The following is a 19,553-nucleotide window of genomic DNA, read 5'->3' as shown; positions in this document are numbered from 1 at the left end:
AAAGTCCTCTCGTCCGTCAGCCCACCGATCCGGTCCCGGATGGAGATACGTCGATGACAAGCGGGCTCGCCCGGGTCACCATCAGCGCGCCCCGGCGCCGGGTCGACGTGGCCCTGCCGGAGCAGGTCCCCCTGGCCGAGTTGCTGCCCGAGGTGCTCCGGCACGCCGGGGAGGGGCTGGCCGACGACGGGGAACGGCACGGCGGCTGGCTGCTGCGGCGCACCGACGGCGCGGTGCTCGCCACCGCCCAGGCGCTGCTGCCGCAGGGCGTCCGGGACGGCGAGGTGCTGCACCTCGTGCCGGCCCGCGCCGAGTGGCCCGAACTGGAGTACGACGACGTGGTCGAGGCGATCGTCGACGGGGCCCGACGCCGGGGCGCCGCCTGGTCCGCCCCGGCCACCCGGGCCGCCGCGCTGGCCGGGGCCGGCGTGCCGCTGGCCGTCGGGCTGGTCGCCGTGCTGACCGCCGGCGCCGGGGGCCGGGACTGGCCGGTCGCCGCGGCGGTCACCCTGATCCTGGTGCTCGCCGCCACCGCGGCGTCCCGGGCGTACGGGGACGGCCCGGTCGGCGCCACCCTCGGCGGGTACGCGCTGCCCTGGGCGGCGACGGCCGGCGCGCTGGCGGTCGGCTCGGGCGACCCGGTCGGTCCGATCCCCGGGCTGCGCTGGATCGGCGCCCCCGAACTGCTCGTCGGCTCGGTGGCGCTGCTGCTGGTGGCGGTGCTCGGCCTGCTCGGGGTGGCCAGCCGGTCCCGGGTCTTCGTGGCCGGCGTCACAGTGGGCGCGGCCGGGGCGGTGGCCGCGCTCGGTGGGCTGCTGCTGACGCCCGCCGGCACCGCGGCCGTGCTGCTCGCCGTCCTGGTCTTCGCGCTCGGCGGGCTGCCGCTGCTGGCCATCCGGCTCGGCAAGCTGCCGCTGCCGCCGCTCACCCTGCCCGCTCCCGCCGGCACCCGTGACCTGCCCGACCGGGGACGGGTGCACGCCGCCGTGGCCCGCGCCGAGGAGGTACTGACCGGGATGCTGATCGGCCACGCCGCGCTGGCCGTCGGCGCGATCGGGGTGCTCGTCGCGGCCGGCGGGACCGCCGCGTGGCTGCTGGTCGCCGTCGGCAGCGGGGTGCTGCTGCTGCGCTCCCGGCTCTTCGTGGCGGTGCGGCACCGGCTGCCGGCCGTCGTCGCCGGGCTCGCCGGGTACGCCCTGCTCGGCGCGGTGCTGGCGGAACGGGCCGGTCCGGGCGGGCGACTCGCGCTGACCGTCGGCGGGCTGGCCCTGGCCCTGGTGGCGGTGACCGCCGGCGCCACGTACGCCCGGCGACCGGTGTCCCCGTACCTCGGCCGGCTGGCCGACCTGACCGACACCGCCCTGGTGGTCGCGGTGGTCCCGGTGGCCTGCGCGGTGCTCGACCTCTACGACCGGGCCCGCGGCCTGCTCGCCTGAATACGCGACGGCCCGGACCGCGACGCGCGACCCGGGCCGTTCGAGGAACCTGACCGTCAGTGCAGCGTCTCGCCGCGCTCCTCGGCCTCCTTGGCGCGCCGGTAGGACGCGGCGATCTCGGCCTCGGCCTCGACCCGGCCGACCCAGGTCGCGCCCTCGACCGACTTGCCCGGCTCCAGGTCCTTGTAGACCTCGAAGAAGTGCTGGATCTCCAGGCGGTCGAACTCGCCCAGGTGGTGGATGTCCCGCAGGTGCTCCTGGCGCGGGTCCTCGTAGGGGACGCAGAGGACCTTGTCGTCGCCGCCCTTCTCGTCGGTCATCCGGAACATGCCGATGGTGCGACAGCGGATCAGGCAGCCGGGGAAGGTCGGCTCGGGCACCAGCACCAGCGCGTCCAGCGGGTCGCCGTCCTCGCCCAGGGTGCCCTCGATGAAGCCGTAGTCGGCCGGGTACTGCGTGGAGGTGAAGAGGGTGCGGTCCAGCCGGATCCGGCCGGTCGCGTGGTCCACCTCGTACTTGTTGCGGTGACCCTTGGGGATCTCAACCGTGACGTCGAAATCCATTTCCCACGCTCCCTCGTTTGCCCACGCTGGCTAACGGAACCAGCGGCTCGCCGCCCGCACGGGTGAACGCCCCCCGCCGGCTCCGGCCGCCGCATAGTGTTCGGACCGAAGTAGTGTCACCCAAGGTGATTTCGAGCGGGGAGGAGGGGGCCGTGGGGAGGGAAGATTCACACTACCGCCCCGAGGGGGTTGACGGGCGACGGTCCGTCGGATCCGGTTCCGGTGGAGCCACCGGGCGGGTGTCCGTCCCCGGCGCCAACGTTCCCCATCGTCCGGCCCCGGCCAGCGGATCGGCCCGGGTCACCCCGACCGGCGACCCGGCGGCGGCCCCGGTGAGCTGGCCCGGCGCGCCTGCTCCGATCCCGGTGAGCCCGCCGGTCCCGCCGGTCGGCGCCGCCCCGCCGCCGCCCCCGCCCGCCGTTCCGCCGCGCCGCCGTCGTGGCCGCCTGGTCGCGGCGCTGGCGGGCGTGCTGGTGCTGGTCCTCGCGGTGGCCGGGCTGGCGGTGCTCCGCCCGGGTCCGGTCGCCCGTCTGCTGGGCGGCGAGGCCACCCCGTCCGGTGCCACCGCCGCGCCGCCCGAGCCGGACCCGCCGGCCGTGCTCGGCGGTCCCGACGCCAACGCGCCGCTGCCCACCGAGGCCGGGATCCGGGCCGCGCTGGAACCGCTGGTGGGCGCCGCCGCGCTCGGCGACCGGGTGAACGTCTCGGTGGCGGACGTGGCCACCGGCGAGGCGCTCTACGGCAAGGGACCGGACGCGCCGACCGTGCCCGCCTCGGTGACCAAGCTCGCCACCGGTGTCGCGGTGCTCGCGGCGCGTGGCCCGGCTTACCGGATCCCCACCCGCGCGGTGGCCGGCCCGAACCCCGGCGAGGTGGTGCTGGTCGGCGGCGGCGACCCCACGCTCGCGGTGGACAAGAACGGCTTCTACCCGGGCGCGGCCCGGCTGGACGACCTGGCCGCCCAGGTGCGCGACGCGCTCGGCGGCACCGCACCGACCAAGGTGATCGTCGACTCGTCGCTGTTCAGCGGGCCGGTCTTCGAGCCCGGCTGGGACGCCGACATCCCCACCGGCGACTTCGGCGCGGCGATCACCGCGCTGATGACCGACGGCGCCCGCAAGGACCCGGCGCTGGCGCGGCGCACCGCCGAGGAGACCAACCACGCCGCCGAGCGGGTGCCCCAGCCGGACCTGACCGCCGGCCGGCAGTTCGCCAAGCTGCTCGGGCTCACCGGTGGCGCCGCCCAGGTGACCCGGGGCGCGGCGCCGACCGCCGGGGGTTCCGGGTCGGCCGGCCCGGCGCCCGGCACCGAGCTGGGCAAGGTCGAGTCCCTGCCGGTGATCCGGCTGGTCGACATCATGATCAGCGACAGCGACAACGTGATCGCCGAGGCGATGGCCCGCCAGGTGGCGCTGGCCAAGGGCAAGCCCGGCTCGTTCACCGGGGGCGCGGCCGCCACCGACGAGGTGCTCGGCGAGCTGGGACTGCCGGCCGGCGAGATCAGCCTCGCCGACGGCAGCGGGCTGTCGCGCACCAACCGGATCAGCCCGTCCCTGCTCACCGAGCTGATCACGCTCGCCGGGAACGGCAGCCACCCGGAGCTGGCGGCGATCTTCGGCGGGCTGCCGGTCGGCGGCTGGTCCGGCACGCTCGACGAGCGCTACCGGGCGGCCGCCACCGCCGCCGGCGCCGGCGTGGTGCGGGCCAAGACCGGGACCCTGACCGGGGTGAACGCGATCGCCGGAACGGTGCTCACCGCCGACGGGCGGCTGCTCACCTTCGCCGTGCTCACCGACCGGACGCAGGGCTCGCTGGACGAGACCCGGCAGGCGCTCGACCGGATCACCTCCGCGCTGGCCGGCTGCGGCTGCCGCTGACCGACCGACGTCGATCGGCCGACGCGAGCCCGGGTGGGGGTGTCGCGGCGCGGGTACGGTGGGTTCATGGCGCAGTTCGTGGACTGGGATCTGGCCGCCGCGACCGCGGGGGCGCTGGGCAAGTCGGGCCCCCGCGTGTCATACGCGGAGGCCACCGACGTGGTGGGCGACCTGCGCCGGCTGACCGAGGAGGCCGCCGGTCACGTGGCCGACTACACCGGGCTGCGCGCCCAGGTGGCCCACCCGCCGGTGCGCGTGGTCGACCGCCGGGACTGGGCGGCGGCCAACATCGCCGGGCTGCGCGAGGTGGTCACGCCACTGGTCGAGCGGCTCTCCGGGGACAAGCGGCCCGGCGCGCTCACCGAGGCGATCGGCTCCCGGCTCACCGGCGTGCAGGCCGGCACCGTGCTGGCCTACCTCTCCGGCCGGGTCCTCGGCCAGTACGAGGTCTTCGCCGGCGACCCGGGCCAACTGCTGCTGGTGGCCCCGAACATCGTCGAGGTGGAGCGGAAGCTCGGCGCGGACCCGCGCGACTTCCGCCTCTGGGTGTGCCTGCACGAGGTGACCCACCGGACCCAGTTCACCGCCGTGCCGTGGATGCGCGCCTACTTCCTCGGCGAGGTGCAGGCGTTCGTGGACGCCTCGCAGGGCGGTGAGCACCTGCTGGAGCGGCTGCGCCGCGGCGTGGCGACGCTCTCCGACGCGGTGAAGGACCCGGAGAGCCGGGCCAGCGTGCTCGACATCGTGCAGACCCCGGCGCAGCGCGCCGTGCTGGACCGGCTGACCGCGTTGATGACGCTGCTGGAGGGGCACGCCGAGTTCGTGATGGACGGCGTCGGCCCCGAGGTCATCCCCAGCGTCGGCGCGATCCGGGCCGCGTTCAACCGCCGCCGGGAGTCCGGCAACCCGCTGGAGAAGGCGATCCGCCGGCTGCTCGGCATCGAGGTCAAGATGCGCCAGTACGCCGAGGGCCGCAAGTTCGTGCACGGCGTGGTCGACCGGGTCGGCATGGCCGGCTTCAACAAGATCTTCTCCTCCCCGCTCACCCTGCCCCGGCTCGACGAGCTGGGCGATCCGGACGCCTGGGTGAACCGGGTGCACGGGCCGGCCGGTGCCACCCCGGCCGCCGGCTGACCCGGCCCTCCGGCCGCCGGTCGGCCCGGCGCCCGCGCCGTCCGTGGCGGCCGTGCGGCTCGCCGTGCGGCGGCTGCTGACCGACCTGCCCGCCGCCGGACCGGTCCTGGTGGCCTGCTCCGGTGGCCCCGACTCGCTGGCGCTCGCCGCCGCCACCGCGTTCGTGGCTCCCCGGCTCGGCCGCCCGGCCGGACTGGTCACGGTCGACCACGCCCTCCAGCCCGGCTCCGCCGAGCGGGCCGACGCGGTCGCCGCCTGGGCCCGCACGGCCGGGCTCGACCCGGTCGAGGTGCTCCGGGTACGCGTGGACGGGCGGCCCGGCGGTCCCGAGGCCGCCGCCCGCGGGGCCCGCTACGAGGCGTTGGTCGAGGTCGCCCGCCGGCACGGCGCGGCCGGGGTCCTGCTCGGGCACACCCGCGACGACCAGGCCGAGACGGTGCTGCTGGCGCTGGCCCGGGGCGCCGGCCCGCGCGGACTGTCCGGCATGCCGGAACGGCGCGACCTCGACGGGGTGCCGCTGCTGCGCCCGCTGCTCGACGTCGCGCGCGACGACACCCGGTCGGCCTGCGCCGCGCTCGGGCTCGACCCGTGGACCGATCCGCACAACACCGACCCCGCGTACGCCCGGGCCCGGGTCCGGGCCGACGCGCTGCCGGCGCTCGTCGCCGCGCTCGGCCCGGGCGTGGTGGCGAACCTGGCCCGGACCGCCCGGCTGCTCGCGGCCGACACCGCCGCCCTGGACGCGTTGGCCGACGCCGCCTTGGCCGACGTCCGGGCCGGCGATGAGGGGTTGTCGGTCGACAAGCTGGCCGCGCTGCCCGCGGCGGTGCGCACCCGGGTGCTGCACGCCTGGGCCCGGGAGCTGGGGGCCGCGCCGGCTGCCCTGTCGCAGCGGCACGTGGCGGCATTGGACGCCCTGGTCACCGGCTGGCGGGGGCAGGGGCCGGTGCACCTGCCCGGCGGTCGTCCGGTCCGCCGTCACGCCGACCGCCTGCTCGGCTGACCGTCGCGGCGGGGCGACGGTCAGGCGTCGGCGCGCTCGCGGAACGTGGTCCGGTAGGCGTGCGGGGTGGTGCCGACCCGGCGGGTGAAGTGGTGCCGCAGCGCTGCCGCGTCGCCGAAGCCGGCCTGGTCGGCGACGCTCTCCACGCTGAGCCGGGTGTCCTCCAGCAGTCGTCGGGCGAGCAGCACCCGTTGGTTGGTCAGCCAGTCGTGCGGGGTGGTGCCGGTCTCGGCCCGGAACCGGCGGGCGAAGGTCCGCGGCGCCATGTCGGCCCGGGCGGCCAGCTCGTCCACGGTCACGGTGCGGTCGAGGTGGCCCATCAGCCACTCCAGCACCGGTTCGAGCGTGGGGGCCTCCGGCGCGCGGGGGATCGGCGCCTCGACGTACTGGGCCTGCCCGCCGTCGCGGTGCGGCGGGACGACCATCCGCCGGGCCAGCCGGGTGGCCACGGCCGAGCCGTGCGCCTGGCGGACCAGGTGCAGGCAGGCGTCGATCCCGGCGGCGGTGCCGGCGCTGGTGAGCAGCCGGCCGTCCTGCACGTAGAGCGAGTTGCACCGGACCCGGGCCGCCGGGAAGCGCTGCTGAAGCTCGTCGACGTGCCGCCAGTGGGTGGTGCAGTCGCGCCCGTCGAGCAGGCCCGCCTCGCCGAGCACGAACGCGCCGGCGCAGACGCTGAGCAGCCAGGCGCCCCGGTCGGCGGCGCGGCGCAGCGCGGCGAGCACCGGCTCGGGCACCGGCGTCCCCTCGGCGTGCGCCGGCACCGCCACCAGGTCGGCCTCGTCCACGGGCGCGAGGTCGGCGGTCGGGGTGAGCAGGAAGCCGGAGCGGCTGCGGACCGGGGCGCCGTCGGCGGTGCAGACGTCGAACCGGTAGCCGGGGAAGCCGTCGACCGTGCGGTCGGTGCCGAACACCTCGGCGACGACGCCGAGTTCGAACGCGGCGACCTCGTCGAGCGCGATGACGGCGACGGAGCGGAGCATGTGACGAGGGTAACCCGAGAGGTGGCAGGAAATCGATGCCCGCTGGCATTCCTGCCACTGTCCGGACCGGACGGCGGGTCGGAAACTAGATGGTGTCCGGTGCGCACCGGCGGCGAAAACCATCCGAACCACGCGAAAGCGAGCGCCGCCATGACCGTTCTCCTGCTCCTGCTCTTCCTGCTCCTGCTCGTCGGCGCCAGCGCCCTCGGGCTCACCGCCGACACCCGCGACTCGGCCGACTGGAAGCCGACCGATGACGGGCGGCGCTGGCGCTCCCGCACCTGCTGAGGTGATTTGCCTCGTTCGCGCCGAAAATCCCCGGCGGGACCGCGCCAAAAGGGGCGGCCCCGCCGACGGAGGCCATCCGGCGTACGGCAGGCTAGGAGCATGGCTGACGGCTCCTGGTACGACGCCGACATCGACCACGTGATCATCTCCGAGGCGCAGATCCGCGAGAAGACCGCGGAACTGGCCAAGCAGGTCTCGGCGGACTACGCACACGTCGAGGACGGTCTCCTGCTCGTCTGCGTGCTCAAGGGCGCGGTCATGTTCATGGCCGACTTCGCCCGCGCGCTGGGCCGCCAGGGCCCGCCCGCCGAGCTGGAGTTCATGGCCGTCTCCTCGTACGGCCAGGGCACCACCTCGTCCGGCGTGGTCCGCATCCTCAAGGACCTGGACCGCGACATCGCCGGCCGGCACGTGGTCGTCGTCGAGGACATCGTCGACTCCGGCCTGACGCTCTCCTGGCTGCTGCGCTACCTGGAGTCGCGCTCGGCGGCCAGCGTCGAGGTGGTCGCGCTGTTCCGCAAGCCGGACGCGGTCAAGGTCGAGGTGCCGGTGAAGTACGTCGGCTTCGACATCCCCACCGAGTTCGTCGTCGGTTACGGCCTCGACTTCGGTGAGCGCTACCGCGAGCTGCCCTACGTCGGCGTGCTCAAGCCCGAGGTCTACGCCCGCGCCTGAGCGCCGTCGGGTCGCTCGTCAGCGGACGTTCAGCGGGCTCTCAGCCTTTCGGTCTACGGTAGAGGCCGGTGACGTGGAGGCACCCTCCACGCCCGACCCCTCGAGCCGCGTGACCGGGCGGTGTGGGCGGGTCGGGTGCGGAGCTCCCCGCCACGCCGGCTCAAACCCTGGTTCGCCCTACGCGTAAGTGCCGGGCTCACAAGCTCACATCTCGCTCGTACGGTGTACCGTCGAATGACCGTGGTGCGGCAGTTCGCGCGCCCCGGGGGTCGGGCCGGCCCGCACGGCGGCCACGGCCGCCGCCCGAGGCGGCGACACCATTCAGACGGTCAGGACGTCGATCAGGAGGATGCGGGCGTCTCGGCGCCCGACGACAGCATGGAACGTACGCGTTTCTTCCGCCGACCGGTGGTCTGGATCATCCTGGTCATCCTCGGCGCCGTTGTGCTCAGTCAACTGTTCACCGCTGGTCCCAGCTACCACCGCGTGGACACGTCCGTCGCGCTCGACCAGCTCAACAAGGGCGGTATCGAGAAGGTCGTCTTCCAGGACAAGGAGCAGACGCTCCAGCTCGACCTGAAGGACAAGGCCAAGTTCGGCGACACCAACACCGACAAGATCGAGGCGCAGTTCCCGTACGAGGTCGGCGGCCAGGTCTGGAACCAGGTGCGCGAGGCCGAGGCGGCGGACCGGATCACCGGCCCGGTCGACACCAAGGTGTCGTCGGACAGCATCTGGGTCAGCCTGCTGGTCAATCTCCTCCCCATCGCGCTGCTCGTGCTCCTGCTGCTGTTCTTCATGTCGCAGATGCAGGGTGGCGGCTCGCGGGTGCTCAACTTCGGCAAGTCCAAGGCGAAGATGATCACCAAGGACACGCCGAAGACCACCTTCGCGGACGTGGCCGGTGCGGACGAGGCCGTCGAGGAACTGCACGAGATCAAGGACTTCCTGCAGAACCCGGCGAAATACCAGGCCCTGGGCGCCAAGATCCCGAAGGGTGTGCTGCTCTTCGGCCCGCCCGGCACGGGTAAGACGCTGCTCGCCCGCGCGGTGGCCGGCGAGGCCGGCGTGCCCTTCTACTCCATCTCGGGTTCCGACTTCGTGGAGATGTTCGTCGGCGTCGGCGCCAGCCGGGTCCGCGACCTCTTCGAGCAGGCCAAGTCGAACGCGCCGGCGATCGTCTTCGTCGACGAGATCGACGCGGTCGGCCGGCACCGTGGCGCCGGCATGGGCGGCGGCCACGACGAGCGGGAGCAGACCCTCAACCAGCTGCTGGTCGAGATGGACGGCTTCGACACCAAGGGCGGGGTCATCCTGATCGCCGCCACCAACCGGCCGGACATCCTCGACCCGGCGCTGCTGCGCCCGGGCCGCTTCGACCGGCAGATCCCGGTCGACGCCCCCGACATGGAGGGCCGCAAGGCCATCCTGCGGGTGCACGCCAAGGGCAAGCCGTTCACGCCCGACGTCGACCTCGACGCGGTCGCCCGGCGTACCCCGGGCTTCTCCGGCGCCGACCTGGCCAACGTGATCAACGAGTCCGCGCTGCTCACCGCCCGCAAGGAACAGCGGGCGATCACCAACGACTCGCTGGAAGAGTCGATCGACCGGGTGATCGCCGGTCCGCAGCGCCGGACCCGGGTGATGAGCGACCAGGAGAAGAAGATCACCGCGTACCACGAGGGTGGGCACGCGCTGGTCGCCTGGGCGCTGCCGCACGCCGCGCCGGTGCACAAGGTGACCATCCTGTCCCGGGGCCGGTCGCTGGGCCACACGCTGGTCCTCCCCACGGAGGACAAGTACACCCAGACCCGCGCCGAGATGATCGACACCCTGGCGTACGCGCTGGGCGGCCGGGCGGCCGAGGAACTGGTGTTCCACGAGCCGACCACCGGCGCCGGCAACGACATCGAGAAGGCCACCCAGCTGGCCCGCGCGATGATCACCCAGTACGGCATGAGCTCCAAGCTCGGTGCGATCAAGTACGGCACCAGCGGCGACGAGCCGTTCCTCGGCCGTAACATGGGCCACGAGCGGGACTACTCCGACTCGGTCGCGGCCGAGATCGACGGCGAGATGCGCGCGCTGATCGAGCTGGCCCACGACGAGGCCTGGGAGATCCTGGTGGAATACCGGGACGTCCTGGACAACATGGTCCTGGAGCTGATGGAGAAGGAAACCCTCTCCACCGCCGACATGGCCCGCATCTGCGCCCGGGTGGTCAAGCGCCCGCCGATGGCCCCCTACCACGGCTTCGGCAAGCGCCAGCCCTCGACCGAGCCGCCCGTGCTCACCCCGGCCGAGAAGGACGCGCTGCAGAAGCAGGCCACGGCCGACGGCATCTCGGTCGGCGGGTCCAGCAACAACTCGGACGGTACGCACTGAGCACCGACCCGACGGCCGGCTCCCCTCACCGGGAGCCGGCCGTTTCCGCGACCGAACCCGACGGCGACGACGCGCTCGACTACGTGGCCGCGCGCCTGATCAGCGGCAAGCTGACCGGTGGCCCGGTGGAGCAGAGCGTCGACCTAGCCCGGATCGAGAAGGCCGTCCGGGAGATCCTCATCGCCGTCGGGGAGGACCCCGACCGGGACGGCCTGCAACAGACGCCGGCCCGGGTCGCCCGCGCGTACGCCGAGCTCTTCGCCGGCCTGCGGGTCGACCCGGCGCAGGTCCTCCGCACCACCTTCGAGGCCAACCACGAGGAACTCGTGCTGGTCCGGGACATCGACGTGATGAGCCTGTGCGAGCACCACCTGCTGCCGTTCCGGGGCAGCGCCCACATCGGCTACATCCCCGGCCCGGACGGCCGGATCACCGGCCTGTCCAAGCTGGCCCGGCTGGTCGAGGTGTTCGCCCGCCGGCCGCAGGTGCAGGAGCGGCTCACCTCGCAGATCGCCGACCTGCTGATGTCCAGCCTCGCGCCGCGCGGCGTCATCGTGGTGCTCGAATGCGAGCACATGTGCATGGCGATGCGCGGCATCCAGAAGTCCGGCGCCAAGACCATCACCTCGGCGGTCCGGGGCGGCCTGCAGAACGACGCCAAGTCGCGGGCCGAGGCCATGGCGCTGATCATGCACCGCTGACCCGGCAACCTCGACGGCCGCGTGCTCCCACCCGGGAGGCGCGGCCGTCGCCGTCGCGGAACGTCAGCCGGGCAGCATGGCCAGCAGCAGCACGGCGGCGGTGAGCACCGCCGGAATCAGGCAGACCAGGGCGCCGAACCGAGGAGTCCGGTCCACCCGGTCGGTCGGGCGGGGGCGGAAGAGCCGCCCCACCGCCAGCCAGCCCAGCATGAACGCGACCGCCGGCAGCGGCAGCCCCACCAGCAGCGCCAACGCGGTCACCGGCCCCGCGCCGGCCAGCGCGTACAGGGCGAGCTGGAGCAGCGGCACCACCAGCGCCAGCGGCCCGTACACCAGCAGGTTGCGCGGGCGGGCCGGCCAGCGGGCCAGCCGGGGCAGACCCCGTGCGCTCAGCGTGTCGTCCGCCGCGTCCGCCCACCCTCCGGCCGCACGCAGCGCCGCCAGCACCGCGGCCGGACCGCCGGCCATCGACCGGGCCGCCTCGGTCACCTCCGGCGGCGTCGGCACCAGGGAGATCGCCGGTACGCCCAGCTCACGCAGCCGGGCCTGCTGCGGCGCCAGCCGTTCGCGTACCGCGGTCAACTCCTCGCGGGCCGCCGCCACCGACCGGGCCTGCTCCCCGGCGGCGGTGGCCGCCGCCCGGCGTACGCCGTCGAGCTGCCGCGCGGCCGCCACGTAGTCCGCCCAGGCCGACTCGGCCGGGTCCACGGCCACGGTCGCGCCACCGGCCCGGGGCCCGGGCACCGTCGTGCCGGTCTCGCTCATCAGCTCGTCTCCCCGGTGCCGAAAGGCACGAAGACCGTGCCCTGCTCGTCCGGGCCGTCCCAGAGCACCGCGCGGCCCGGCCGCGGCCGCCACCACACCGGCCGGTCGAAGAGCTGCTCCAGGCGACCGCCCGGCACGTCGGTGACCGCCACGGCGGTGAGCTTGTCCACCTCGCCCTCGGGACCGAGCAGCCCGGCCAGCGGCGCCGGCGTCCGCCACCAGCCGAGCAGGTGCCGGCCGGCCGGCGGGCCCTCCAGCAGCAGCGACCGCAGCAGCTCCGGCGGCAGCTCGGCGGCGTCCGGCACGTCCAGCCCGAACACCACCAGGTAGCCGGGCTCGTCCGACTCCACGGCCGACCGCAGCCCGGCCGCGTCGACCGTCTCCACCCGGTGCCGCCCGGCCAGCTCGGCGGCGAGCACGCCGGCCGGCTCGGCCGACCCGTTCGCCAGGGGGGCCAGCACGAACCGCGCCGCGCCCGCATGGGCCGCCGCCGCGCTGCGCACCGCGGTGACCAACAGCCGCTCGGCCTCCTCGTCGCGACCCAGCACGGCCAGGTTCCGGCCGGCGGCCGGCCCGAGCGGGACGGCCACGGTGCTGCGCCGGACGTCCACCGCCCGGCCGAGCAGCGCGGCCGGCCCGTGCGCCCGGCCGGCCAGGGCGGCCCGGTGCCGGGGGTCGTTGGCGAGCAGCGGGCGGGCGTAGCCGGCGAAGACCACCGGGGGGACGGCCTCCTCGGTCCGGTTCGACCAGAGCCGCCGCCGCAGGTCCGCCAGCACCTGCGGATCCTCGTACGGGTCGGGGAAGCGGATCATCCGCTCGTGCCCCCGGGTCGCGCCGCGCGGGCCGCCCAGCCCGCCGGCCGTGTTCACCACCGCACTGCCCACCGGCAGGCCGGCCGCCGAGTCGTTGGCCGGCTCCAGCACCGCCGAGCCGCCCGGCAACGCCACCCGCACCGGAAACTGGCCCAGCAGCGGGTCACGCGGACCACCGATGCCCAGGTCGCCCTCGCCGGCCAGCACCAGGTGGACCCCGTACGACCGGGCGGTGCGGGCCAGCGCGTCCAGCCGGGCCAGCACGTCGGCGGCGAGCCGGTCCCGGTCGCGCAGCAGCAGCGGGAAGTTGTCGATCACGCAGACGATCCGGGGCAGCGGCTGGTGCTGGCGCAACTCGGCGTAGCGCTGCCCGCCGGCCCGCCGGGACGCCTCCTCCCGGCGGCGCACCTCCGCCTCCAGCTCGCCGAACAGGTCGGCGACGTACTCCCGGTCGGCGGCCATCCCGGCGGCCCGCACCTGCGGCACCCAGGACCGGTCCCGCTCGGTCTGCAGGAACTCCACGAAGGACTCGCCGTCGCCCAGGTCGGCCAGGTAGAGCGTCAGCTCCTCCGGCCCGTACCGGGCGGCCAGGCCGAACAACGCGTCGGTGAGGAACGCCGACCGGCCGGCCTGCGACCGGCCACTGACCAGCCAGTGCGGGGTCAGCTCGGTGAAACCGAGGCTGACCGGACGCCCGGCGGCGTCACCGACCGTGGTGCTCAACCCGTCGACCGAGTCCGCCGTCCACAGCCCGTCGGCGGGCAGCAGGTCGGCCAGGGCGAGCCGGGAACCGTCCTCGATCTGCCGGGCCAGCCGGCGGCACACCTCGGTGACCAGCTCCGTGGCCGGATCCTCGTCCAGGAACACCGGCGAGTGGAGACCACCCGGCGGTTCGGCGCCCGGGCTGCTGAACCCGGTGAGCGGCGGGTCACCGACCAGCGCGTACGCCGTGCGCACCGCGAGCGGGGTGGCCCGGGGCAGCGGACCGCCGTCGGGCCACCCGGCGACCACCAGGTGCAGCCCGGCGCGCGGCCCCCGGTCGGCCAGGTCGGCGAGCCGGTCCAGGTCGGCGGTGGTCGCGCCCTCGGGCAGGGCGGCCACCACGAGCAGCAGCGTACGGTCGTGCCCGCGCTGCCGCGAGGTCCCGGCGGCCACCCACTGCTCCGCCTCGGCCAGCACCGCCCGGAGCCCGGTCAGGTCGGCGGTGGGCGGGGGCAGCAGGCCCGCGTCGGCGAGCGCCGCGAATCCGGCGAAGGTGTCGCCCGGACCGCCGTCGACCGCCCGGGCCAGCAGCGCGCCCGCCGGCGTGGCCGCGAACAGGCGCAGCAGCAGGGCCCGGAGCAGCCCGGCCACCCGAGGGTCGGCGGCGTCGGCGTCGATGCTCAGGTGACCGCTGCCGAACAGCGGGACCAGCGCGGGGAAGCGGGCGTCGTCCAGCGGCGCGGCGGCGCCCACCCGGACCCGGGCCGGCGGACCGTCGCCCGGTGGCGTCGCCGGCGTGAGGGCCTCCACCGCCGCGCCGGCCCACCCGGGCGCCGCCCGCTCGGCCGCCGCCCGCAGGCGTTCGGCCAGCTCGTACTGTCGGTGGTGATCGGCGGGGGCGGGCCGGATCTCGTCGAGGATGCCCGCCGCCGCGGTCGCGGCGGCCTCGGCCCGGCGGTGCAGCGCGGCGGCCCGACCGGCGCGCGCCTTCGGAGTCGCCACCGCGTCCACCTCTCTTCCCGAGGCCGACATCTCCTCCCGATCAGTGACGGTAACCCAGGCGCGGGCCGTCCACCGGGATGTCGGTCGGCGCGGTGAGCTGCGCGGCGGTGAGCAGCCTCACCCCGCGCCGGCCCGCGCGCCGGGCGGCGTCCGTCCGGCGGTTCGCCACGATCCGCCAGTTCTGAGGCATTGGGTACGCGGCGCGCAGCCGATAGCCTCAGGAGGTGGAATCAGTGCAGCCCCCCGCCGGTTCCCAGGTCTCCCGCGTACCGGCGCAGCGGACCCCGCCGGAGCAGATGGCGCCCCCCGCGCCGGCTCCGCTTCCGGTACGCCCCAAGCGCCCGCTGCGCACCGTGCTGATGGTCGTCGCGGGGGTGCTCGCGTTGCTCTGCACGGGGGGAGCGGTGGTCGGGTTCGTCCTCTACGACCGGGCGACAGCCCCGGACCGCAGCGCCCCCGACGTGGTGGTCGACAACTACCTTCGAGCTTTCTTGGTTGACCGCAACGACACGAGAGCACAGGAGTTTGCCTGTGCATCTGAGGCTGACCTGGACGCGGTTCGCGCGCTGCGTGCGGAGGTAGAGCAACGCGAGGCCAACTTCGATGTTGTCGTGAGAGTTAGCTGGGGACCGTTGAGCACAGTCAAGAGGGGCGTTGATGAGGACGTGTCCACGACGTTGACCATCTCCAGCTCGGCCAACGGACAGAGTCGGAGTAGCCGGCGTGAGGACTGGCGGTTCCGTGTGGTCGACCGGAATGGCTGGCGTGTCTGCGGGGCAGAGAAGGTCGGCTAAACGGAAGTTACTCCAGCCAGAGCAGGTGAACCGGAACCTCCAGGGTGGTCGGTGCCTGGCCGCGCCAGGCCCACCGGTACCACTCGAGCTCCGACGTCACCCGGACGCAGATGTCGCCGTCCGCGCCGGAGTAGGTCTCGGTGACCGCACGTAGGTCGCGTCGCTCCACACCGCCGTCCACGTGCACCACGCGCCGTCCGGTCACCGCGTCGGCCTCGAACGCCGGGGTGGGCGGCCGGCGGGTGGGCGCGTCGAGCGAGACCAGCCGGATGCCCGACCCGGACGCGGCGGCGGGTGGCGGCCGGTCACCGATCGTCTCCACCCAGACCCGCTCCACCGGTACCAGCGGCGCGAACACCTCCACCTGCTCGGACTCGGCCCGATACCACTCGTGCTCCGGGATGACCGGCACGTAGGTGCGGCTGCCCTGCACCACCCGCTCGTCGGCCCGCAGGTCGGCACGCCAGCCGAGACCGGGCAGACCGACCAGCACGCGGCGGCCGCGCAGGTCGGTTCCGCCGGTGGCCGGCACGATCTCGACCGGCCGGGGTGGCAGCGGCGCCCAGTCGGGACGGTCGGCGAAGGGGTCGGGCAGCGGGTTGCTCATGCGGGGCACCTCACTCGGACTTGCCGAGGGGCGCGCCCCGCTTGCGCATGAACGGCAGCGGGTCCTCGGCGCCGCGACTGGACCGGTCGCCGCTGTTGTGCACCTCGAAGTGCAGGTGCGGGCCGGAGGAGTTGCCGCTGCTGCCGGAGAGCCCGATCACCTCGCCGGCCTCCACCGCCTGACCCGGCGTGACCCGAGGTCGTTCGATCATGTGGCAGTAGCGGGTGATGAACCCGCCGGCGTGCAGGATGTCGACGAACCATCCGCAGCCGCCCTTGTCCGGCCAGCCGTCCCGATCGCAGTCCCGCCGTCCCGAGCGGTCCGGATCGCAGCGCGCGACCAGCACCCGGCCCGCCGACGCGGCGTGGATGGGGGTGCGTTTCCCCGCGGCCAGGTCCACCCCGTTGTGGCTCGGGCGGGCGGCGGTGCGGAAGCCGGACACCACCCCGCCGGGCAGCGGGGCGGTCCATCCGGAGGCCGCGATCCGGGCCCCGGCGGCAGCGTCGCAGACGGCCCGGCCGGCGATCTCCACGGTCCGGGCCGCGCCGCCGGCCAGCGCGTCGACGATCCGCCCGGCCAGCTCCTCGTGCTTCGCGTAGGCATCCGGGAACGCGCTGACCTGGACCCGCTGGGCCACCACGGTGAGCGGCCGCTGCTGCCAGTTCGGGACCTTGACCATCTTCTGGTAGAACTTGCGCGCCGTGTACGAGGGCGTCATCCGCTGCTCGACGCTGCCCCAGCCGGGACGTTGCTGGAACAGGCCCAGCGAGTCGTGGTCGGCGCCGACGCCCTCGTGCGGCAGGGCCAGCGACGCCGGGACCGTGCTGTTGGCCAGGTTGCGCAGCGCCGACTCCTGCATCGCGGTGGCCAGCGCGATGACCCAGCCACGGGCCGGGACCTTCATGTCCTGGCCGACCTTGATGATGACGGCCGCGTTGCGCAGCTGAGCCTCGCCGTACTCGGCGAAGCGCGGCATGTCCCCGGTCAGGTTCACCCGGTAGGCGGGGTCGCAGTCGAGGGCCGCGAGCTTCGGATCCTCCTGGTCGCCGCCCAGCTCCGTGAGGAAGAACGCGCCGGCGCCGCCGACGCAACAGAGCAGGGCGAGTGCGACGGTGACCGCGGTGGCGAGGACGCCGACGCGCAGCTTGCGGCGAACCTGCGCGGCGACGGCCGGCTCGCCGCTCACGACCGCTCCCAGTCGACCGCGTCCACCAGCCACGGACCGTCCTCGGCGACCAGTTCGAGCCGGAGCGTGCCGTTGTCCAGTGGGACCAGTGCCTCCACGAAGGACTCGGTGCGCGGTCGCAGCGTCGGCGGGCCGGCGGTCCGCCGGGCGGGCACGGTCTCCGGATCGGCGCCGGTCATCTTCTCCACCAGCGCGGGCGTGGAGAGCGGACGCAACTTCGCCTGCCAGGCGTCGCCGGTGGTGCCGGGCCCGGTCAACCAGGCCGTGGTGAACCGGCCGGCGACCTGCTCGGGGGTGGCCTCGCCCGGCCGGGTCCGCGGGGCGACCGTCGCCGGGGGACTGGACAGCACGCCGTCCTCACCGGCCCCGGGATCCACGGTGCTGATCGGCTGGGTGGGGCGGGTGGTCAGCCCGAGACCGGAGTCGACCGGCCCGGAGACCAGTCGGGCCGCGCCGATCACGCCGAAGACCAGCACCGCGATCACCAGCGCGATGCCGAGCCGGGACCGGAGGACCCGGGTGACGAGGAATTCGAGTGCCCGTCGCACCGGTCTCACCGGGCCTCGGAACGGATCCGCGGCGCCGGGCGGGCGGGCGGCGCGGCGCGGTCCGCCGAGTCCGGCCGGTAGACCGCGTAGGAGGGCGCCTCCTCGGGCACGTCCGGTTCGGTCCAGGTGGAGGGGGCTCGGCGGGGCCGGGGCGCGGCGGCCGGACGGTCGCCGCGGCGCTCGACCACGGGCGCCTCCTCGGGCCGTTCCCGCCCGTCCGGCCGCTCCCGCTCGACGGAGGTGGCGGCGTGCGCCGGGTCCTCGTGCCGGGCCTCCGGCCGGAGGCTGCGCTGGTCGGCCGTGACGGTACGGCGCCGGCCGAACGCCGGCTCGTTGGTACCGCCGGGCTCGGCCACGTCCAGCCGGGCGGCGATCCGCATGTCCCGGAAGAAGCGGCGGTGCCACGAGCCGGCCGAACTGACCGCCTCGCTGCTGTCCTTGCCGCCGAGCTGGGTGATCCGTCGGTACGGCCGCAGCAGCAGCCAGCCCACCACGCCGCAGAGCCAGACCAGGACCACCTGGAGCCAGCCGGGCAGCGTGGCGGTGTTCATGATCAGGTCGACCGCGAAGAGGTAGATGGCCGCACCGGTGCCGAAGATGGCGATGTTGAACACGGCGGCCACCACCGCGTTCGCCAGCCGACGCAGGCCGGCGCTGGCCGGGCGCATCAGGCCGACGGTGCCCAGAATGGGCGCGGCGATCACCGCCCACCGGAAGATCAGGAAGCCGAGCAGCACGAGCAGCGACGCGGTGAGGTCGAACATGGCGAAGAGCAGCGAGGCCAGCACCGCGATGAAACCGGCGCCGATCCGGTCCATGTCACGGGTGCCCTGCAGGTACTCGTACGCCTCCGGGTCCTCGGTCTTGATCTGTTGCGCGACTTTGGCCCACTGCTGCTGCTTGGCTTTGATCGTGGCCTCACGGGTCGCCGGGTTCTGGCGGAGCTTCTCCGACTCCTCCCAGGTCAGCGACTTGGCGTCGTAGAGGGCCGGGCCGTACTTCTTGGCCGTCTCGCTGTCGGCCGAGCCGAGCACGCCGCGCAACCAGTTCCGGTAGAGCATGGTCTCGGTGGCGGTGTCACTGGCCCGGACCGCCGGCGGGCGATGGTCTTTGCACGCCTCGGGATTCGGGTCGTCGCACTGGCCGGGAGGAGTGTCCTTCGACGACGGGCCGACCGCGTCGTGCACCACGCCGAGTGTCGTGATCAGCGTGCTGTCGGCCATGTTCGCGGACTTGACCGGCCACGCGGCCAGCGCGGTCACCGCCACCATCACGAGCAGCGCCCAACCGGCCGTGGTCATCGCGTTGCTCATGTCCGACTGGCGGGAGCGCCACAGCAGGTAGAGGCCGACGACGCAGATGGTGATGATGCCGAAGACGCTGAACACCTTCTGGTAGACGGCCTTGGTGGCCTGCTCGACCAGCGGGTCCGCCCAGCGCCACATGGTCCGGGGGTCCCAGGCCCGTTCGCGCAGCGCGTTCGACGCGCCGATGACCGCGTTGGCGAACATGAACTCGCCGTTCGCCACCATGGTGGTGAAGCGGTAGTCGGGGTGGAGCACGGACGAGGCGCAGCCGCCGTCCACGTCGTACGTGACGTAGCTGTAGCCGGCGTACCCGTAGTCGCTGTAGAGGCCCTTCGGGCCGGGCTCCTTGGCCGAGTCGGGGCGGGACGCGAACCAGCCGGCCAGGCCGGAGTCCGGCGCTGCCGGCACCGGCGGCTTGCGGCACTCGATCTGGTCCTCGCTGACCGCCTGGAGCCGGTTCACGCAGGCGCGGAAGTCGGCCTGCCACTCCTTGGTGCTGCACAGCTCGGCCCGGGCCTGGACGGTCGGGCCGGCGGCGTACGCCGGTGTGGCGGCTCCGATCACCGGCCAGGAGATCGTGGCCCCGGCGAGTACGCCGAGCGCGAGGAGGAGCGCCGCGATCCGTGCCCGGGCCCGAGGGCCTGTGTCAGAGTCCCTGGCCGGCCTGCGGCGGGCCCAGGCGACGACCGGCCGCGTTGGAGATTCGTCCAGATACAACACCGGTATCCGGACGAATCTCCGCCTTGCCGGACGCCGCCTGGACTCCGCCTCGCCTCGACCGGGGACTC

Annotated in this window: 18 protein-coding genes; 9 read left to right on the top strand and 9 right to left on the bottom strand. The window is 74.6% G+C overall.

Annotated elements, in window-relative coordinates; all coding sequences use genetic code 11:
* The first annotated feature begins 53 nt into the window (after positions 1–53).
* Positions 54–1,436, top strand: coding sequence for a type VII secretion integral membrane protein EccD (eccD, locus tag ACN27B_RS07770; RefSeq protein WP_422744130.1), 1,383 nt, complete (start codon positions 54–56; stop codon positions 1,434–1,436).
* 56 nt (positions 1,437–1,492) lie between these two features.
* Here eccD and ACN27B_RS07765 read toward each other — a convergent pair whose 3' ends face one another.
* A complete protein-coding gene (locus tag ACN27B_RS07765) occupies positions 1,493–1,999 on the bottom strand; it encodes an inorganic diphosphatase (RefSeq protein ID WP_013288994.1) in 507 nt (168 codons plus the stop codon).
* A gap of 365 nt (positions 2,000–2,364) precedes the next feature.
* On the opposite strand from ACN27B_RS07765, the gene dacB reads away from it, so the two are divergent.
* From dacB to tilS, 3 genes are all read left to right on the top strand, one after another.
* On the top strand, positions 2,365–3,876 hold the full coding sequence (gene dacB / locus ACN27B_RS07760) for a D-alanyl-D-alanine carboxypeptidase/D-alanyl-D-alanine endopeptidase (protein WP_422745872.1): 1,512 nt from the start codon (positions 2,365–2,367) through the stop codon (positions 3,874–3,876).
* A 66-nt stretch (positions 3,877–3,942) separates the two neighbouring features.
* Positions 3,943–5,010 (top strand): zinc-dependent metalloprotease, encoded by a 1,068-nt coding sequence (locus tag ACN27B_RS07755; protein WP_091576847.1) that lies wholly within the window; start codon positions 3,943–3,945, stop codon positions 5,008–5,010.
* A 52-nt stretch (positions 5,011–5,062) separates the two neighbouring features.
* Positions 5,063–6,013 carry a tRNA lysidine(34) synthetase TilS gene (gene tilS / locus ACN27B_RS07750; RefSeq protein ID WP_099164885.1) on the top strand — a complete coding sequence of 317 codons (951 nt, stop codon included), beginning with the start codon at positions 5,063–5,065 and terminating at the stop codon, positions 6,011–6,013.
* A 20-nt stretch (positions 6,014–6,033) separates the two neighbouring features.
* On the opposite strand, the gene ACN27B_RS07745 is transcribed toward tilS, so the two are convergent.
* A complete protein-coding gene (locus tag ACN27B_RS07745) occupies positions 6,034–6,993 on the bottom strand; it encodes a GlxA family transcriptional regulator (protein WP_091568625.1) in 960 nt (319 codons plus the stop codon).
* 150 nt (positions 6,994–7,143) lie between these two features.
* Here ACN27B_RS07745 and ACN27B_RS07740 point away from each other — a divergent pair, with 150 nt between their 5' ends.
* From ACN27B_RS07740 to folE, 4 genes are all read left to right on the top strand, one after another.
* Positions 7,144–7,281, top strand: coding sequence for a hypothetical protein (locus tag ACN27B_RS07740; RefSeq protein ID WP_172967895.1), 138 nt, complete (start codon positions 7,144–7,146; stop codon positions 7,279–7,281).
* A gap of 99 nt (positions 7,282–7,380) precedes the next feature.
* Positions 7,381–7,956, top strand: coding sequence for a hypoxanthine phosphoribosyltransferase (gene hpt / locus ACN27B_RS07735; RefSeq protein WP_091568626.1), 576 nt, complete (start codon positions 7,381–7,383; stop codon positions 7,954–7,956).
* Positions 7,957–8,334: 378 nt separating this feature from the next.
* A complete protein-coding gene (gene ftsH, locus ACN27B_RS07730; protein WP_091568628.1) occupies positions 8,335–10,341 on the top strand; it encodes an ATP-dependent zinc metalloprotease FtsH in 2,007 nt (668 codons plus the stop codon).
* 83 nt (positions 10,342–10,424) lie between these two features.
* A complete protein-coding gene (gene folE, locus ACN27B_RS07725; protein ID WP_091568630.1) occupies positions 10,425–11,042 on the top strand; it encodes a GTP cyclohydrolase I FolE in 618 nt (205 codons plus the stop codon).
* A 63-nt stretch (positions 11,043–11,105) separates the two neighbouring features.
* On the opposite strand, the gene ACN27B_RS07720 is transcribed toward folE, so the two are convergent.
* The 3 genes from ACN27B_RS07720 to ACN27B_RS07710 are packed head-to-tail and all read right to left on the bottom strand — an operon-like array spanning position 11,106 to position 14,492.
* On the bottom strand, positions 11,106–11,807 hold the full coding sequence (locus ACN27B_RS07720) for a hypothetical protein (RefSeq protein WP_396823131.1): 702 nt from the start codon (positions 11,805–11,807) through the stop codon (positions 11,106–11,108).
* A complete protein-coding gene (locus ACN27B_RS07715) occupies positions 11,807–14,332 on the bottom strand; it encodes an FtsK/SpoIIIE domain-containing protein (RefSeq protein ID WP_422744125.1) in 2,526 nt (841 codons plus the stop codon). Before ACN27B_RS07715 ends, ACN27B_RS07720 begins: the two co-directional genes overlap by 1 nt.
* A 31-nt stretch (positions 14,333–14,363) precedes the next feature.
* A complete protein-coding gene (locus tag ACN27B_RS07710; RefSeq protein WP_422744123.1) occupies positions 14,364–14,492 on the bottom strand; it encodes a hypothetical protein in 129 nt (42 codons plus the stop codon).
* A gap of 64 nt (positions 14,493–14,556) precedes the next feature.
* Here ACN27B_RS07710 and ACN27B_RS07705 point away from each other — a divergent pair, with 64 nt between their 5' ends.
* The gene (locus ACN27B_RS07705) at positions 14,557–15,117 is read left to right on the top strand and encodes a hypothetical protein (RefSeq protein WP_098747595.1); all 561 of its coding nucleotides are present in this window, start codon (positions 14,557–14,559) and stop codon (positions 15,115–15,117) included.
* 7 nt (positions 15,118–15,124) lie between these two features.
* Here ACN27B_RS07705 and ACN27B_RS07700 read toward each other — a convergent pair whose 3' ends face one another.
* From ACN27B_RS07700 to ACN27B_RS07685, 4 genes are read right to left on the bottom strand one after another with little or no spacing between them, the layout of a single operon-like run.
* Positions 15,125–15,724: a hypothetical protein gene (locus ACN27B_RS07700; RefSeq protein ID WP_396823129.1), complete on the bottom strand. Its 600-nt coding sequence runs from the start codon at positions 15,722–15,724 to the stop codon at positions 15,125–15,127.
* A gap of 10 nt (positions 15,725–15,734) precedes the next feature.
* Positions 15,735–16,910, bottom strand: a complete 1,176-nt coding sequence (locus ACN27B_RS07695; RefSeq protein ID WP_281588545.1) for a M23 family metallopeptidase — start codon at positions 16,908–16,910, stop codon at positions 15,735–15,737.
* Positions 16,907–17,467 (bottom strand): hypothetical protein, encoded by a 561-nt coding sequence (locus tag ACN27B_RS07690; RefSeq protein ID WP_357624168.1) that lies wholly within the window; start codon positions 17,465–17,467, stop codon positions 16,907–16,909. Before ACN27B_RS07690 ends, ACN27B_RS07695 begins: the two co-directional genes overlap by 4 nt.
* Positions 17,464–19,386: an MFS transporter gene (locus tag ACN27B_RS07685; RefSeq protein WP_422745869.1), complete on the bottom strand. Its 1,923-nt coding sequence runs from the start codon at positions 19,384–19,386 to the stop codon at positions 17,464–17,466. The genes ACN27B_RS07690 and ACN27B_RS07685 overlap by 4 nt, the downstream gene beginning before the upstream one ends.
* Positions 19,387–19,553 lie beyond the last annotated feature (167 nt).

The sequence above is a fragment of the Micromonospora sp. WMMD754 genome, assembly GCF_049315235.1.
In the GTDB taxonomy this organism is placed as follows: domain Bacteria; phylum Actinomycetota; class Actinomycetes; order Mycobacteriales; family Micromonosporaceae; genus Micromonospora; species Micromonospora sediminicola.
Note: the sequence above shows the minus strand (reverse complement) of the source record. Positions and strands in the feature narration are given on the sequence as shown.